The organism is Micromonospora sp. NPDC047187, from assembly GCF_040643355.1.
In the GTDB taxonomy this organism is placed as follows: Bacteria; Actinomycetota; Actinomycetes; order Mycobacteriales; family Micromonosporaceae; genus Micromonospora; species Micromonospora salmantinae.
In genome coordinates this window covers 1-14,870 of the sequence record NZ_JBEYUF010000033.1, presented here as the reverse complement: position 1 = coordinate 14,870, position 14,870 = coordinate 1, and the positions used below count along the sequence as shown (strand labels likewise).

At 72.8% G+C, this 14,870-nt stretch carries 10 protein-coding genes; 8 read left to right on the top strand and 2 right to left on the bottom strand.

The window, feature by feature from the left end; all coding sequences use genetic code 11:
- Window positions 1–78: 78 nt before the first annotated feature.
- Window positions 79–2,268: a transcription termination factor Rho gene (rho, locus tag ABZ794_RS30955; RefSeq protein WP_357518876.1), complete on the top strand. Its 2,190-nt coding sequence runs from the start codon at window positions 79–81 to the stop codon at window positions 2,266–2,268.
- 194 nt (window positions 2,269–2,462) lie between these two features.
- Entirely contained in the window at window positions 2,463–5,960 is a 3,498-nt protein-coding gene (locus ABZ794_RS30950; protein ID WP_357518875.1) for a phosphodiester glycosidase family protein, read from the top strand.
- 42 nt (window positions 5,961–6,002) lie between these two features.
- Here ABZ794_RS30950 and ABZ794_RS30945 read toward each other — a convergent pair whose 3' ends face one another.
- Entirely contained in the window at window positions 6,003–6,899 is an 897-nt protein-coding gene (locus tag ABZ794_RS30945; protein WP_210785737.1) for an AAA family ATPase, read from the bottom strand.
- A gap of 273 nt (window positions 6,900–7,172) precedes the next feature.
- On the opposite strand from ABZ794_RS30945, the gene rpmE reads away from it, so the two are divergent.
- Entirely contained in the window at window positions 7,173–7,397 is a 225-nt protein-coding gene (gene rpmE, locus ABZ794_RS30940) for a 50S ribosomal protein L31 (protein WP_030333150.1), read from the top strand.
- A gap of 133 nt (window positions 7,398–7,530) precedes the next feature.
- Complete coding sequence (gene prfA / locus ABZ794_RS30935; protein ID WP_210785736.1) at window positions 7,531–8,619, top strand: peptide chain release factor 1; 1,089 nt, start codon at window positions 7,531–7,533, stop codon at window positions 8,617–8,619.
- A 37-nt stretch (window positions 8,620–8,656) separates the two neighbouring features.
- Here the strand turns inward: prfA and ABZ794_RS30930 are convergent, their stop codons facing one another.
- A complete protein-coding gene (locus ABZ794_RS30930) occupies window positions 8,657–10,201 on the bottom strand; it encodes a GGDEF domain-containing protein (RefSeq protein ID WP_210785735.1) in 1,545 nt (514 codons plus the stop codon).
- A 73-nt stretch (window positions 10,202–10,274) separates the two neighbouring features.
- Between ABZ794_RS30930 and prmC the strand changes: the two genes are divergently transcribed.
- The 4 genes from prmC to ABZ794_RS30910 all read left to right on the top strand — a co-directional run bounded on the left by prmC (window position 10,275) and on the right by ABZ794_RS30910 (window position 14,699).
- Window positions 10,275–11,222 (top strand): peptide chain release factor N(5)-glutamine methyltransferase, encoded by a 948-nt coding sequence (gene prmC, locus ABZ794_RS30925; RefSeq protein ID WP_210785734.1) that lies wholly within the window; start codon window positions 10,275–10,277, stop codon window positions 11,220–11,222.
- The gene (locus ABZ794_RS30920; RefSeq protein ID WP_091406475.1) at window positions 11,222–11,869 is read left to right on the top strand and encodes an L-threonylcarbamoyladenylate synthase; all 648 of its coding nucleotides are present in this window, start codon (window positions 11,222–11,224) and stop codon (window positions 11,867–11,869) included. Before prmC ends, ABZ794_RS30920 begins: the two co-directional genes overlap by 1 nt.
- Entirely contained in the window at window positions 11,870–12,481 is a 612-nt protein-coding gene (locus tag ABZ794_RS30915; protein ID WP_210785733.1) for a phosphotyrosine protein phosphatase, read from the top strand.
- A 106-nt stretch (window positions 12,482–12,587) separates the two neighbouring features.
- A complete protein-coding gene (locus tag ABZ794_RS30910; RefSeq protein WP_210785732.1) occupies window positions 12,588–14,699 on the top strand; it encodes a transglycosylase domain-containing protein in 2,112 nt (703 codons plus the stop codon).
- Window positions 14,700–14,870: the final 171 nt, after the last annotated feature.

Genomic DNA, 14,870 nt, shown 5'->3' with positions numbered 1-14,870 from the left:
AGGCGGGTGCACCGAGGCCGCCCGGCCACCTGAGTTCCGACTCCGGGCAGTCCCGGCCTTATCGAGGGAAGGAATCCATTGAGCGACACCACCGACGTGACGTCGGATGTTTCCAACGTCGCTGGCGATGCCACCGCAGCCGCTCCCGCCCGTCGTCGGCGTAGCGGCACCGGTCTGTCGGCGATGCTGCTGCCAGAGCTGCAGAGCCTGGCTGCGTCGCTCGGCATCTCCGGCACGGCTCGCATGCGCAAGGGCGAGCTGATCGCCGCGATTTCCGAGCGGCAGGGCGGCAACGCCGCCGGGACCCCTCGACCACGGGCCGAGGTCGCGGCCGCGGCCGCCCCGACCCGTGAGGGAGTGCGTGCCGAGGTGCGGGAAACCGCCGACCGGCCGGCAGCCGAAGGACGCGGTGCCGAGCAGGCGCCGGCCGAGCCGGCCGCCGAGACCGAGGGCCGTAGCCGCACCCGACGGAGCCGGACCGCAACTGCGGAGGCCCGTAGCACCGAGGCTCGCCCCGCTGAGGCGCGGGGGACCGAGTCGCGGGGGACTGAGGCGCGGGCGACCGAGACGCGTACCGACGAGGCGGAAGCCGGCGAGCGGGCCGACCGTGGCGAGAACCGCCGCGACCGGGCTGAGCGTCCGGAGCGTGCCGACCGGACCGAGCGGACCGAGCGGACCGAGCGTGGCGAGCGGACCGAGCGTGGCGAGCGGACCGAGCGGACCGAGCGTGCCGACCGTGGCGAACGGACCGAGCGTGCCGAGCGGACCGAGCGTGGCGAGCGGACCGAGCGTGCCGACCGTGGCGAACGGACCGAGCGTGGCGAGCGGACCGAGCGTGCCGACCGTGGCGAGCGCAACGACCGGGGCGAGCGTGCCGATCGTGGCGAGCGCAACGACCGGGGCGAGCGTGCCGAGCGTGGCGAGCGTGCCGAGCGCAACGACCGACCCGACCGCGGTGACCGCAACGACCGTGGTCAGCGTGCCGAGCGGGACAGCGACGACGACGACGAGGGTGGCGGCCGGCGCGGCCGGCGCAGCCGTTTCCGGGACCGTCGCCGCGGGCGCGGCGAGCGCACCGAGACCGGTGCCGAGACCGGCGGGCGTGAGCCGCAGGTCAACGAGGACGACGTGCTCGTCCCGGTGGCCGGCATCATCGACGTTCTCGACAACTACGCCTTCGTGCGGACGACCGGTTACCTGGCCGGCCCGAACGACGTGTACGTCTCGATGTCCCAGATCAAGAAGTACGGCCTGCGCCGCGGTGACGCGATCACCGGTGCGGTGCGGGCGGCCCGCGAGGGCGGCAACAGCGGCGACCAGCGGCGCGACAAGTACAACCCGCTGATGCGGCTGGACACGATCAACGGGATGGAGCCGGAGGAGGCCCGGCGTCGTCCGGAGTTCTACAAGCTCACCCCGCTCTACCCGCAGGAGCGCCTGCGGCTGGAGACCGAGCCGCACATCCTGACCACCCGGGTCATCGACCTGGTCATGCCGATCGGCAAGGGCCAGCGGGCACTCATCCAGTCTCCGCCCAAGGCGGGTAAGACGATGGTGCTGCAGGCGATCGCGAACGCGATCACCCGCAACAACCCGGAGTGCCACCTGATGGTGGTGCTGGTGGACGAGCGGCCTGAAGAGGTCACCGACATGCAGCGGTCGATCAAGGGCGAGGTCATCGCGGCCACGTTCGACCGTCCGCCGCAGGACCACACCACTGTGGCGGAGTTGGCCATCGAGCGGGCCAAGCGCCTCGTCGAGCTTGGGCACGACGTCGTCGTGCTGCTCGACTCGGTGACCCGGCTCGGTCGGTCGTACAACCTGGCGGCGCCGGCCAGCGGCCGGATCATGTCGGGTGGTATCGACTCCACAGCGCTGTACCCGCCGAAGCGCTTCCTCGGCGCGGCCCGCAACATCGAGAACGGCGGGTCGCTGACCATCATCGCCACGGCGCTGGTGGAGACCGGGTCCATGGCGGACACGGTCATCTTCGAGGAGTTCAAGGGCACCGGCAACGCCGAGTTGAAGCTGGACCGGAAGATCGCCGACAAGCGGACCTTCCCGGCCATCGACATCAACCCGTCCGGTACGCGTAAGGAAGAGGTCCTGCTCGCACCGGAGGAGCTGGCCATCATCCACAAGCTCCGGAAGGTGCTGCACTCGCTGGACTCGCAGGCCGCGATGGATCTCCTGCTGGACCGGCTCAAGCAGTCCCGCACGAACATCGAGTTCCTGATGCAGATCGCGAAGTCGACGCCGGGGGAGTAACCATCCCCGGGTGACGACGAAGGGGCACGGCCATCGCGGCCGTGCCCCTTCGTCATGTCCCCGGGCCCGACACCGCAGCCGGGGGAGCCGCAGCGGGCGGGAGATGACGCCCGCTCCGTGAGGTGATGGAATTTTCCTTCGGTTCAGTCGACAGGTATTGAAACTTCTATTCATTGCCGGGTTGACTGTCGTCCATGCGTACCCGCAGACGATCCGCCCGCCGCACCGGCGTCCTGCTGCTGACGCCGCTGCTCGCCCTGGCCCTGTCGCCGCCGGCCACCGCGGCACCCACCATCGACTCGCCCACCGTGGCCTCACGGTCCGTGGCCTCGCCCACCATCGCGGAGGACGCGCCGCCCGCGTCCTCCGGCCCGGGCGGCTCGGTCAGCCTGGCCGCCGACCCGACAGTCGCGACCGCCCCGACCGCCGGCGCTGGTGGTCTGGAGCCGGCCGGCGGGCTGGAGACCACGACTGCCACCCGGCCGGTCGCGCCGGGCGTGCAGCTGACGTCCTTCGACCGGTACGACGCCGAGGGCTGGCTGCGCGCCGACGCGCTCACCACCGACCTGGCCGGCGGCTCCACCGTCGACTACGTCAACTCCGGCGCGGTCAGCCGGGCCGAGCCGCTGCGAAAGGCGGTGGACGAGTCGCACGCGGTCGCCGCTGTCAACGGCGACTTCTTCGACATCAACAACTCCGGCGCCGCCCAGGGTGTCGGCGTCCGTGACGGCGAGCTGATCCAGTCGGGGGTCAGCGGTCACCGCAACGCGGTGGCGGTCACCACGAACGGGCTCGGGCGGGTGATCGAGGTGAACTTCGACGGCAGCGCCACACTGCCCACCGGGCCGGTCCCGCTGACCCAGTTCAACAACATGGTGCAGGCCGACGGCATCGGCGCCTTCACCGAGCTGTGGGGGACGTACTCCCGGCAGCGTGCCGTGGAGGGCGCGGCCCGGGTGGTCGAGGTCACAGTGACCGGCGGTCGGGTGGCCGCTGTGGGAAGCGTGGCCGGTAGCGGCCCGATCGTCGCCGGCAGCACCGTGCTGCTCGGCCGGGACCTCGGCGCGGACGCGCTGGCCGGCCTGCGCCCCGGTGACCCGGTGGCGGTGGCCTGGCGGCCGAAGCCCTCCGACGGCAGCACCCTGCACGCGGCGGTCGGGGGCGGCAACGTCCTGGTCCGCGACGGCGTCGTGCAGAGCATCGCCGACCCGACCCTCGCCCCGCGCACCGCTGTCGGATTCAGCGCCGACGGTCGAAAGATGATCATGCTGACGGTGGACGGCCGTCAGGTCGACAGCCGCGGCGTGACGCAGACCGAGATGGGCCGGATGATGGCCGAGTTGGGCGCCCACCACGCGCTCAACCTCGATGGTGGGGGATCGTCCACGCTGCTGGCCCGGGAGCCGGGCGCGCCCGCCGTACAGCTGGAGAACGGCCCCTCCGACGGCAGTGAACGGGCCGTGCCCAACGGTCTGGCCATCTACGCGCCGAAGGGCAGCGGGCGACTCACCGGCTACTGGGTCGAGACGGCCAGCGACCCCACCGCCGCCCCGGGCGTCTCACCGGTGCGAGGTGGGCGGCCCGACCGGGTCTTCCCGGGGCTGACCCGCACCCTCACCGCATCCGGCTACGACGAGACGTACGGCCCGGCGGCGGGCGCCCCCACCTGGCGGGCGACCCCGGCGGTACGCGGCCGGGTCGACAGTGACGGCGTGTTCCGCGCCGGCGCGCCGGGGGCCAGCACGGTCACCGCCGCACGGGGGCGGGCCAGCGGCTCGGTGAACCTCACAGTGCTCGGCCCGCTGGCCCGGATCGGCGCCACCGCGCCGCGGGTCGGGCTGACCGGCCGCGACGGTGACGCAGTGGTCGGCGTGGTCGGGTACGACGCCGAAGGCAACACCGCGCCGATCGAGCCGGCAGACCTCACCCTCGACTACGACCGGAATCTGCTGCGGATCACCCCCACCGGGGACGGAAACCTGTCCATCGCCGCGTTGCAGGCCACCGGCTCGGGACTGGTGACCGTTCACGTCGGACGCTCGAGCGTTGTCCTGCCGGTCACCGTCGGGCTGACCGACGTGCCGGTCGCCGGGTTCGACGACGCCGCGTCCTGGCGGTTCAGCCAGGCCCGTGCCAGCGGTTCGGTGGCGCCGGCGCCCGGGCACACCGGCACCGGACTGCGAATGTCGTACGACTTCAGCCAGTCCACCGGCACGCGGGCCGCGTACGCCGACCCGCCGGCCTGGATCGAGGTGCCCGGTCAGCCGCAGGCTTTCGGGATGTGGATCCACGGCAACGGCACCGGGGAGTGGCCCAGCCTGCACCTGCACGACGCCCAGGACACCCAGCACGTGCTGCGTGGCCCACTGATCACCTGGACCGGTTGGCGGTACGTGGAGTTCGCGGTGCCGGCCGGGGTGCAGTACCCGGTGCGGGTACGCCGCTTCTACGTGGCCGAGACGAACGCCGCGGCGCAGTACACCAGCGAGGTGATCATCGACGACCTGGTGGCGAAGGTGCCCCCGACGGTGGACGTGCCGGAGGCGGCCCCGCGTACCGATCGGGTGGTGGTCCGCGACGGCACTGTGGACGGCGCGCCGTGGCGGTTCGCGGTGCTCTCCGACGCCCAGTTCGTCGCCGCCGACCCGGACAGCGACCTGGTCGCCCAGGCCCGGCGGACGTTGCGCGAGGTGCGGGCGGCCCGGCCGGACTTCCTCCTGATCAACGGCGACTTCGTGGACACCGCCTACCCGGCCGACTTCGCGCTGGCCCGGCGGATCCTCGACGAGGAGTTGGGCGACGCGCTGCCCTGGTACTACGTGCCCGGCAACCACGAGATCATGGGCGCTCCGATCAGCAACTTCGCGGCCGTGTTCGGTGCCACCTCCCGGGTGTTCGATCACAACGGCACCCGGTTCGTCACGCTGAACTCGTCCACCGGGACGCTGCGCGGCGGAGGCTTCGACCAGGTACGGATGCTCCGCGAGGCGCTGGACGCGGCGGCCACCGACCGGCGCGTGGGTTCGGTGGTCGTCCTGCACCACCACCCGCCGCGCGACCCCAGCCCGGCGCAGGCCAGCCAGCTCGGCGACCGCAAGGAGGCGGCGCTGCTGGAGCAATGGCTGGCCGACTTCCAGCACCGCACCGGCAAGGGCGCGCTGTTCGTGGGCGGGCACGTCGGCACCTTCCACGCCGACCGGGTGGACGGGGTGCCGTACGTGATCAACGGCAATGCGGGCAAGACGCCGTCCACCCCTGCCGACCAGGGCGGCTTCACCGGTTGGACGGAGTTCGGCGTGGACCCGGTGACCCCGGCCGAGGCCGACCGGGCCCGCCGTGACCCGCTCGCCGAAGGCCCGCGCTGGGTGGACGCGGAGTTCCACGCGCACACCGACCGCCTCACGATGGCCGCCCCAGCCAGCGTCGCGGTCGGCACCCCAGCGGCGGTCACCGCCACGCTGACCCAGCCCGGCGGGCGTACGGTCCCGGTGGCCGCACCGGTCAGCGCCGACTGGTCGGCCTCGCCGGGAGTGCACGTCGGCTCGGCGGCCGGGGTGCGTCCCTGGCACACCGCCCGGTTCGACCCGGCCACCGGCACCCTGACGGCACTGCGGCGGCCCGGCGCGCCGATACGCCTGACTGTCGAGGTCAACGGCGCCCGTGCCGAGGCCACCATCACCGTCACCGGGTGAACTGTCCGGACGGGCCCCACGCATGGGGCCCGTCCGGACACCTCAGAAGTCGCCGTCGGCCACCTGGAAGACGGTGAGACCGAGGGATCGCCACATCTGGACCACCTGGACACGGTCGTCGAAGACGCCGGCCACCCGGTAACGGTCCCGGATCTCCCGGTCGTAGATCTCCCGCTTGACGATCGAGTCCTTCCGCGAGTCGCCGACGGCCCGCAGGTGTAGTCCCAGGTAGGGCACTCGGACGTGCCGGGCCAGCCACGCCTCGGTGGCCGCGCGGGCGGAGGCGTCCCGCCCCGAGCAGAAGACCACCCCGTACCCGGCGGCGTGCATCGCCCGGACCGCCGCGATCACCGCGCTGTTCGGCTGGTCCTGGCCCACCCGGGTCATGTCGTACGGGCTGCGGGAGACGGCCAGTGCGACGGTGCCGTCGATGTCCACCAGGACGATCTCCGGTGGCTCGGCCGACGGCGGGTGCACCACGGCGGGGCGTCCGGTGCGGGCCTGCGGCACCGGCAACGGCAACTCCCGCCCCTGGAGGTACCGCTCGTGCAGCCGGCGGATCGCGTCCGCGCCGACCTGGTCGGCGCCCGGACGGGCGGCGTCGCGGCGCAGGCACTCGTCCAGCGGCACGTCGGTGAAGTCGTGCACCTCGAAGTCCGCGCCGTGGCGGGCGGCCAGCTCGGCCCAGCCCCGTAGGGTCCGCGCGCGCAGGTTGGTGTCGTCCACGCAGACGTCCGCTCGGGCCCGCAGCAACGCCTCGACCTGAGCCTGCTGCACTGCTGTCACCTGCGCCTCGGCCCACTGGGTGAACAACCGTTCACCGTGCAGCATCCGGCGCAGATCGTCCCGGTTGACCCGCGACACGGAGGGCTGGAGCGTGCGGGCGAACGTCGTCTTGCCCGAGGCGGGCAGGCCCCGGGTGGCGATCAGGCGGGTCATCGGCGCACCTCCGGCTCGACGGGCGTACCCCGGCCGGGGTACCCGGCGGCGATCCGCCGGGTGCGCGAATGCCCCGCCGGGCGGCGGGAATGCGGACGGGTAGGCACGTGTTGACGATGCCGGACGAGGTGTGCGGCCCGACTACCGGGTCGGCTCAGGCCCATGGCACACTGGTCAATCGGCCACCGGTTCCGGTTCACGCCCGAGCCCGTCGTGTACGGCGCGACGAGCGATGACGGCGACCCGGCGACCACCAACGAGAGGACCGAGGCGATGAAGGCAAACATCCACCCGGAGTACGTGACCACCGAGGTCAGCTGCTCCTGTGGCAACACGTTCACGACCCGCAGCACCGCCAAGGGCGGGGCGATCCACGCCGAGACCTGCAGCGCCTGCCACCCGTTCTACACCGGTAAGCAGCGCGTTCTCGACACCGCCGGCCGGGTCGCGAAGTTCCAGCAGAAGTACGCCAAGGTTCAGGCCAAGAAGGCCAAGTAACTCCTCGTTCGGCGCCCGCGTCCGGTTTCTCACCGGACGCGGGCGCCGTCCGCGTTTTCCTCCGTTTCCGTCCGGCCGCTGGCCTCCCGGCCCCGGCCCGGTCGTCGCGCACCGTCGAAGGAGCATCCGCAGCATGAGCAGCGAGCGTCTGGCCGGCCTTCTCGACGAGTACGCGGAGCTGGAGAAGCGGTTGGCCGATCCGGCCATCCACGCCGACCAGGCCACCGCGCGCAGGGTCGGCCGCCGGTACGCCGAGCTGGTGCCGCTGCACAAGGCCGCCGACGAGTTGGAGCAGGCCCGCGCCGATCTGGCCGCGGCTCGCGAGTTGGCCGCCGAGGACCCGTCCTTCGCGGCCGAGGCGGACGCCATCGCCGGGTCTCTGCCGGTGCTGGAGGAGCGGCTCGCCGAGCTGCTCATTCCGCGCGACCCGCACGACGCCAAGGACGTGATCGTCGAGATCAAGGCCGGTGAGGGTGGCGAGGAGTCGGCGCTGTTCGCCGGTGACCTGCTGCGGATGTACACCCGGTACGCCGAGCGGCACGGCTGGGTCACCGAGGTGATCGACGCACAGGATTCCGACCTCGGCGGGGTCAAGGACGTCTCCCTGGCGATCAAGACCAAGGGTGTGCCGGACGGCGGCAACGGCGTCTGGTCACGGCTCAAGTGGGAGGGCGGCGTGCACCGGGTGCAGCGTGTCCCGGTGACCGAGTCGCAGGGCCGGATCCACACCAGCGCCGCCGGGGTGCTGGTGCTGCCGGAGGCCGAGGACGTCGACGTCACGATCGACCAGAACGAACTACGCATCGACGTGTTCCGCTCGTCCGGCCCGGGTGGCCAGTCGGTGAACACCACCGACTCGGCGGTGCGGATCACCCACCTGCCGACCGGCATCGTCGTCTCCTGCCAGAACGAGAAGTCCCAGTTGCAGAACCGGGAGCAGGCGATGCGGATCCTGCGGGCCCGGCTGCTCGCCGCCGCCCAGGAACAGGCCGACGCCGCCGCCTCGGACGCGCGCAAGGCCCAGGTGCGCACCGTGGACCGCTCGGAGCGGATCCGCACCTACAACTTCCCGCAGAACCGGATCACCGATCACCGGATCGGCTACACCGCGTACAACCTGGATCTGGCCCTCGGCGGCGAGCTGGACGGGGTGCTGGACGCCCTCACCGAGGCCGACCGGGCCGCCCGGCTCGCCGGCGGCACCGAGCTGACCCGCCGCTGACCGCGGCACCGAGCTGACCCGCTCGCGCGGGGGCCGATCAGCTCGCGCGGGGGCGGGTCTTGGCGCGGAGCATCTCGCGGTCGGCCTGCTCGAACGCGACGCTGAGCGCGTCGCGCAACCCGCTGCCACCGGAGACCTCGGCGAAGCCGATGCTGACCCCGACCGGGGTGCCCGGGACCAACGACTCCCAGTCCTCCAGGCGGACCGCCGCCTCGATCCGGCGGGCCACCTCGGCGGCCTCGGTCATGCCGGTGTCCGGCAACACCACCACGAATTCGTCACCGCCGTAGCGGGCCACGAAGTCACCCCGGCGCATCACCCGGTTGATCACGCCGGCGATGCGTTGCAGCACCAGGTCGCCCGAGTGGTGCCCGTGCCGGGTGTTGACCGCCTTGAAACCGTCCAGGTCGCAGACGCCGATCACCACTCGATCGCCGCGGGTGACAACGGCAGTGATGTAGCGCTCCAGCCGGCGGCGGTTCGGCAGCCCGGTGAGCGGGTCGGTCAACGCCTCGCCCTCGAAGCGTGCCGCCTCGCGGCGCATCTCCTCGTGGTCGATGCGGGCGGCGATGCCGTCGATGTAGACGTCACGCAGCCGGTCGTTGCGCTGCGCGGCGAGCCGGAACGCCAGCCGGTCGGCCCGGTGCGCCGCCAGGTGGTCCCCGGCGCGGGTCAACGCGATGCTGCGCAGCCGGGCCGGCTCGGCCGCCCCGAGCGTCTCGTTGGAGACCTGGACGGTGTCCAGTCGCGCGACCGCCTCGATCGGCCGACCGTCGGCGACGGCGAGGCACACCTGCCCGAGCTGACGCAGGTCGCGGGCGCGGGCGCTGTCCCCGCCGTGGGTGATCAACCGGGCCGGCTCGGGGCCTTCGGTCGCCACCTGGTCACCGAGCGCGGCCTGTCGGGCCGCCGCGTAGCCGTACGCGGCGAGGCTGCTCGGGCGTAGCTGGCCGGCCCGCCCGGCGCGGACGAAGCGGGTCAGGTCGGCGGCCACGTCCCGGAGCACCCGCAGACAACCATCGCTGTCGCCGTTGTGGTCCAGGGCCACGGCGTTGCGCAGCCGGATGCCCGGCGCGGCGAACGTCTCCTCCGGGATCCCGGAGGTCAGCCCGAGCTGCCGGGCCCGCTCGATGGCGCCCAGGGCGTACCCGTGGAAGCTGAGGTAGCTGTAGGCCATGGCCAGGTCGTGCCAGCCCCAGGCGGTGTCCCGGTCCGGGTCGGCGACGGCGCCCAGCGCCCGGGCCGCCCGGACGAGGTGCATGACGCAGCGGTCCAGTGCGCCCTGGTGGTGCGCGGCGAGCGCGGCCAGCGCGTTGAGGTGACCGTGCAGATAGGGCTCGGCGAGGTCGCGGACCGCCGTCGACGCCTCTTCGATGGCCCTGGTGAACTCCGCGGTCCGACCGAGATTGATCAGCGCGGAGAGGCGCTGCACCATCGCGTCCGCTCGCGCCGCCGGGTCGTTGGTGGTGCGGATCACACGCTCCAACAGGACGTACGCCTCCGCGGAGCGGCTGGCCTCCTGCAACGCCCGGGCGTGCGTCAGGGCGTCAACCTGGTCATCGACCCGGTCGAGCCAGCCCACCCGCCAACCTCCTGTCGTGCGCGCCTGGGCGCACCTGTTCGTCACGCCGCCCGTGACGCTTCATGATTATGTCGTGAGTACTCTGCCGCAACACCCCCCCGAAGGGACAGGCCCCATCCGGGCGTCCGCCGCGGTGGCCCGAGCGGCTCGCGCGCTCGCCGCCGCCGGGGTCGGCTCGGCCCGGGTGGAGGCCGAGTTGCTGGCGGCGTACGTGCTCGGGGTTCCCCGGGGTCGGTTGGCTCTCGCCGACGACCTGGGCGACGACCAGCTGGTGCGGCTCGACGAGTTGACGCGCCGCCGCGCCGCGCGCGAGCCGTTGCAGCACCTGACCGGTCGGGCCGGGTTCCGGCACCTGGAGCTGTCGGTCGGCCCGGGTGTCTTCGTACCCCGGCCGGAGACCGAGCTGTTGGCCGGCTGGGGCGTCGAGCAGGCCCAGGGCCGGCCCGATCCGGTGGTGGTGGACCTGTGCAGCGGCTCCGGCGCCATCGCGCTGGCGGTGGCTCAGGAGCTGCCGGGAGCGCGGGTGATCGCGGTGGAGCGGTCCCCGGCGGCGCTGGCCTGGCTGCGGCGCAACGCGGCGGAGCGCGCCGCGGCGGGGGACCGCCCGATCGAGGTGGTCGAGGCCGATGTGACAGCGCCGGACCTGCTGGCCGAGCTGGCGGGCCGGGTGGACGTGCTGCTCTGCAACCCGCCGTACGTACCGGACGACGTGGTGGTCCCGCCGGAGGTGGCCGGGCACGACCCGGCGGAGGCGGTCTTCGGGGGCGCTGACGGTCTGGTGGTGATCCGGCCGGTCGTCGCCCGGGCGGCGGTGCTGTTGCGCCCCGGGGGCGTGTTCGGCGTCGAGCACGACGACACCCACGGCGCGGCGGTGCCCGAACTGCTCGCCCGCGACGGCGGCTTCACCGCCGTGGCGGAGCATCCGGACCTCACCGGGCGTCCCCGCTACGCGACCGCGTCCCGACGGGCGGACGGCCAGCACGCCCCGATCGGGGCGGCGTGGCAGACTGACTCCTCGTGATGCTCTACGACTGCCGGTCGCCCGCCGATCGGGACCGCGGCATCGCTGCGGCGATCGAGGCGGTCAAGAACGGCGAGCTGGTCGTTCTCCCGACGGACACCGTGTATGGGATCGGCGCGGACGCGTTCACCCCGTACGCGGTGAAGGCGCTGCTCGATGCCAAGGGCCGGGGTCGGCAGATGCCGCCGCCGGTGCTGATCGGCTCGCGGCACACCCTTGACGGGTTGGTCTTCTCGCTGCCCACCGCCGCACGGGACCTCGTGGAGGCGTTCTGGCCGGGTGCGCTGACGATCGTGGTCGAGCACTCGCCGAGCCTGCAGTGGGACCTGGGCGACAAGACCGGCACTGTGGCGGTGCGGATGCCGCTGCACCCGGTGGCGTTGGAGGTGCTGCGCGAGACCGGCCCGATGGCGGTCTCGTCGGCCAACAAGACCGGCCAGCCGGCCGCGGTCACCGCCGACGAGGCGCGTGACCAGCTCAGCTACTCGGTGCGGGCCTACCTGGAGGCCGGCCCCTGCCCGGATCCGGTGCCCAGCACGATCGTGGATCTGACCGGTGAGGTGCCGCAGCTGCTGCGGGCCGGGGCGATCCCGCTGGAGAAGCTGCGCGACGTGGTTCCGGATCTCGTCGACGGTCGGGCGGTCTGAGTGCCCCCGTTCACTGTTCTGCACGTGTGCATGGGCAACATCTGCCGCTCGCCGATGGCGGAGCGGCTGCTGGCCCTGGCGGTGCGGGAGCGGCTGACCCGGCGTTCGCAGGACCCGGCCCAGGCCGAGGAGCTGGTGCACAGCCACAGCGCCGGTACGGGTGGCTGGCACGCGGGCGAGGAGATGAACCCGCCGGCGGCACGGCAGGTCACCGGCCGTGGTGGGGACGTGGCCGGGTTCGCAGCGCGCAAGCTGCGCTCGGACCACATCGACGCCGCCGACCTGGTCCTGACCGCCACCGCCGACCAGCAGGAGTACGTGGTGGCGCTTCGTCCGGACGCGGCGTCCCGGACGTTCGTGCTGGGCGAGTTCGGCCGGCTGCTGGCCGCTGTGGACGCCGCCGCGCTGCCGCCGGGCGACGCCACCCCGGAGGCCGTGTACGCCCGGGGGATGGCCCTGGTGGCGGCGGCGCACGACGCGCGGCTGGGCGCTTCGGCGCTGGCCACCGATGATCTGGACGACCCGTGGGGTCGTGGCGACCAGTGCTTCAGCCGGGTCGCCGACGAGATCGAGGAGACGGTCCACCCGCTGGCCGGCGCGCTACTGCCCTGAGCGTGGTGCGAGTTTCCTCCGGGTTTGGGGAAAACCCAGGGCCAAAGGGGCGTTCCGGGTCATTCTGAACGGGTCCTAGCGTGACCGGCTCCTGCGGGGAGAGCTGATGATCCGGGCCCAACTCGACAAACTGCTGACCGTGGTGATCGCCGGAGTGCTGGCCGGGTTGGTGCTGGCCGCCGCCGCCCTACCCGCGGCCCTGGTCCTCGGGATCGGCTTCAGCGCCCTGTCGACGCCGTACTCGGAGCTGCCGAACACGCTCCGGACGCCGCCCACCGCGCAGCGCTCCAACCTCTACGCCAACGACGGCACCACCCTGATCACCTCCTTCTACCAGGAGGATCGCGTGGACGTGCCGCTGCACGAGGTGGCTCCGGTGATGCGCCGGGCGATAGTGGCCGCCGAGGACGTCCGGTTCTACCAGCACAGCGGGGTCGACCTGCGGGGCGTGGTGCGCGCGTTCACGGTCAACAAGCGCGACGGCCGGACCCGGCAGGGCGCCTCCACGCTGACCATGCAGTACGTCCGCAACGTACTCAGCAACGACCCCCGGCTGACCGAGGCGCAGCGGGACGCCGCCACCGAACTCACCACCGTCCGCAAGCTCCAGGAGATGCGGTACGCGCTCGCGTTGGAGCGGGAACTCGACAAGGACGAGATCCTGACCCGCTACCTCAACATCGCCTACTTCGGTGCCGGGGCGTACGGCATCGCGGCGGCCAGCAAGCGGTACTTCTCCCGCTCCCCGGCCGAGCTGACCCTGGCCCAGGCGGCACTGCTCGCCGGTCTGGTGCGTTCGCCGGACAGCGACGATCCGATCAACGGCGACGCCGACAGCGCGGTGGCCCGGCGGTCGTACGTGTTGGAACGGCTGGTGGAGTCCGGGCAGGTACCGGCGGACGCGGCGGCGGCGGCGCGCGCCGAACCGCTGCAACTGCGGCCCAGCGAGACCCCGAACGACTGCACGGGCGTGCCCGACGGGCACAACGACTGGGGCTTCTTCTGCGACTGGTTCACCCGCTGGTGGAGCAGTCAGTCCGCGTTCGGGGCGACCGCCGACGAGCGGCAGCGTGCGCTGCGCCGGGGCGGCTTCTCCATCGTGTCGTCGCTGGACCCGGGCGTGCAGCGGGCCACCACCGAGCAGGTGCTGAAGATCTATCCGACGACCAGGGCCGAGGCGGTGCCCACCGCGGTGGTGCAACCGGGCACCGGGCGGGTGCTGGCGATGTCGGTGAACCGCGCCTACAGCGTGGCGGACAACCCGGTCGGGCAGAAGAACCGCCCGAACACCGTCAACCAGCTGATCGCCGGCGGCGGCGCGATCGAGGGGTACCAGGGCGGCTCGACGTTCAAGCTCTTCACCCTGCTGGCCGCGCTGGAGTCCGGCCTGCCGCTGTCGACCGACTTCGTGGCGCCGACCCAGTTGCTCACCCGCTTCCCGGTGACCGGGGAGGCGAGCTGCGACGGACGGTGGTGCCCGGCGAACGCCAGCCCGTCGTCGATGGACGGCCCCCGCACCATGTGGAGCGCGTTCGGCCGCTCGGTGAACACGTACTTCGCGTGGCTCACCGAGAAGGTCGGCGCCGATCGGGTGGTGGAGATGGCCGAGCGGCTCGGCATCGTGCTGCGGGCCGAGTCCGACGCCAAGCTGGCCCGCTACGGCGCGAAGGACTGGGGTCCGTTCACCCTGGGCGTGGCCGCGACCACCCCGTTGGACCTGGCCAGCGCGTACGCCACGGTGGCGGCCGAGGGGACCTGGTGTGCGCCGCTGCCGGTGGTCTCGATCACCGACTCGGGCGGCCGGCCGGTCGACGCCGCCAAGCCGGACTGCCGACAGGTGCTCGACGCCGACGTGGCGCGGGCGGCCATCGACGCGGCCCGCTGCCCGGTGGGCGACCAGTCGATGTACGGGCGTTGCGACGGCGCCACCGCACCCGGGTTGCGGGCGAAGCTCGGCCGTCCGGTGGCGGGCAAGACCGGCAGTTCGGAGCGGTACGAGACGGAGACGGTAGTGGCGTTCACGCCGCAGCTCGCGGTCGCGTCGATGGCCGCGAACCCGGACGATCCCCGGGACGCGGTCGGTCAGGCGGTGCAGGCCCAGATGGTGAACGCGGTCGGTGAGGTGCTCGCCTTCGCCCTGCGCGACCAACCGGTCCGCGACTTCGTCCCGCCGAGCGAACGAACCGCCTTCCAACCCCAACCCCAAGCCGGCAACTAACCCCCACCCCCTACCCCACCCCACCCCCGCCCCGCCCCGCCCCACCCCCGCCCCGCCCCGCCCCGCCCCGCCGCGCCGCGCCGATCTGTGAGTGGGGGTTGTCAAGGGGTGCGGTGGTGGGGGGTGATGGTTCGGTAGAGCTGTCGGGCGATGTAGCGCTTGAGGCAGCGG

Coding starts and splice junctions, on each gene's coding strand:
- rpmE (WP_030333150.1), top strand. CDS start 7,173: ATGAAGGCAAACATCCACCCGGAGTACGTGACCACCGAGGTCAGCTGC.
- ABZ794_RS30945 (WP_210785737.1), bottom strand. CDS start 6,899: ATGACCCGCCTGATCGCCACCCGGGGCCTGCCCGCCTCGGGCAAGACG.
- ABZ794_RS30920 (WP_091406475.1), top strand. CDS start 11,222: ATGCTCTACGACTGCCGGTCGCCCGCCGATCGGGACCGCGGCATCGCT.
- ABZ794_RS30950 (WP_357518875.1), top strand. CDS start 2,463: ATGCGTACCCGCAGACGATCCGCCCGCCGCACCGGCGTCCTGCTGCTG.
- ABZ794_RS30910 (WP_210785732.1), top strand. CDS start 12,588: ATGATCCGGGCCCAACTCGACAAACTGCTGACCGTGGTGATCGCCGGA.
- prfA (WP_210785736.1), top strand. CDS start 7,531: ATGAGCAGCGAGCGTCTGGCCGGCCTTCTCGACGAGTACGCGGAGCTG.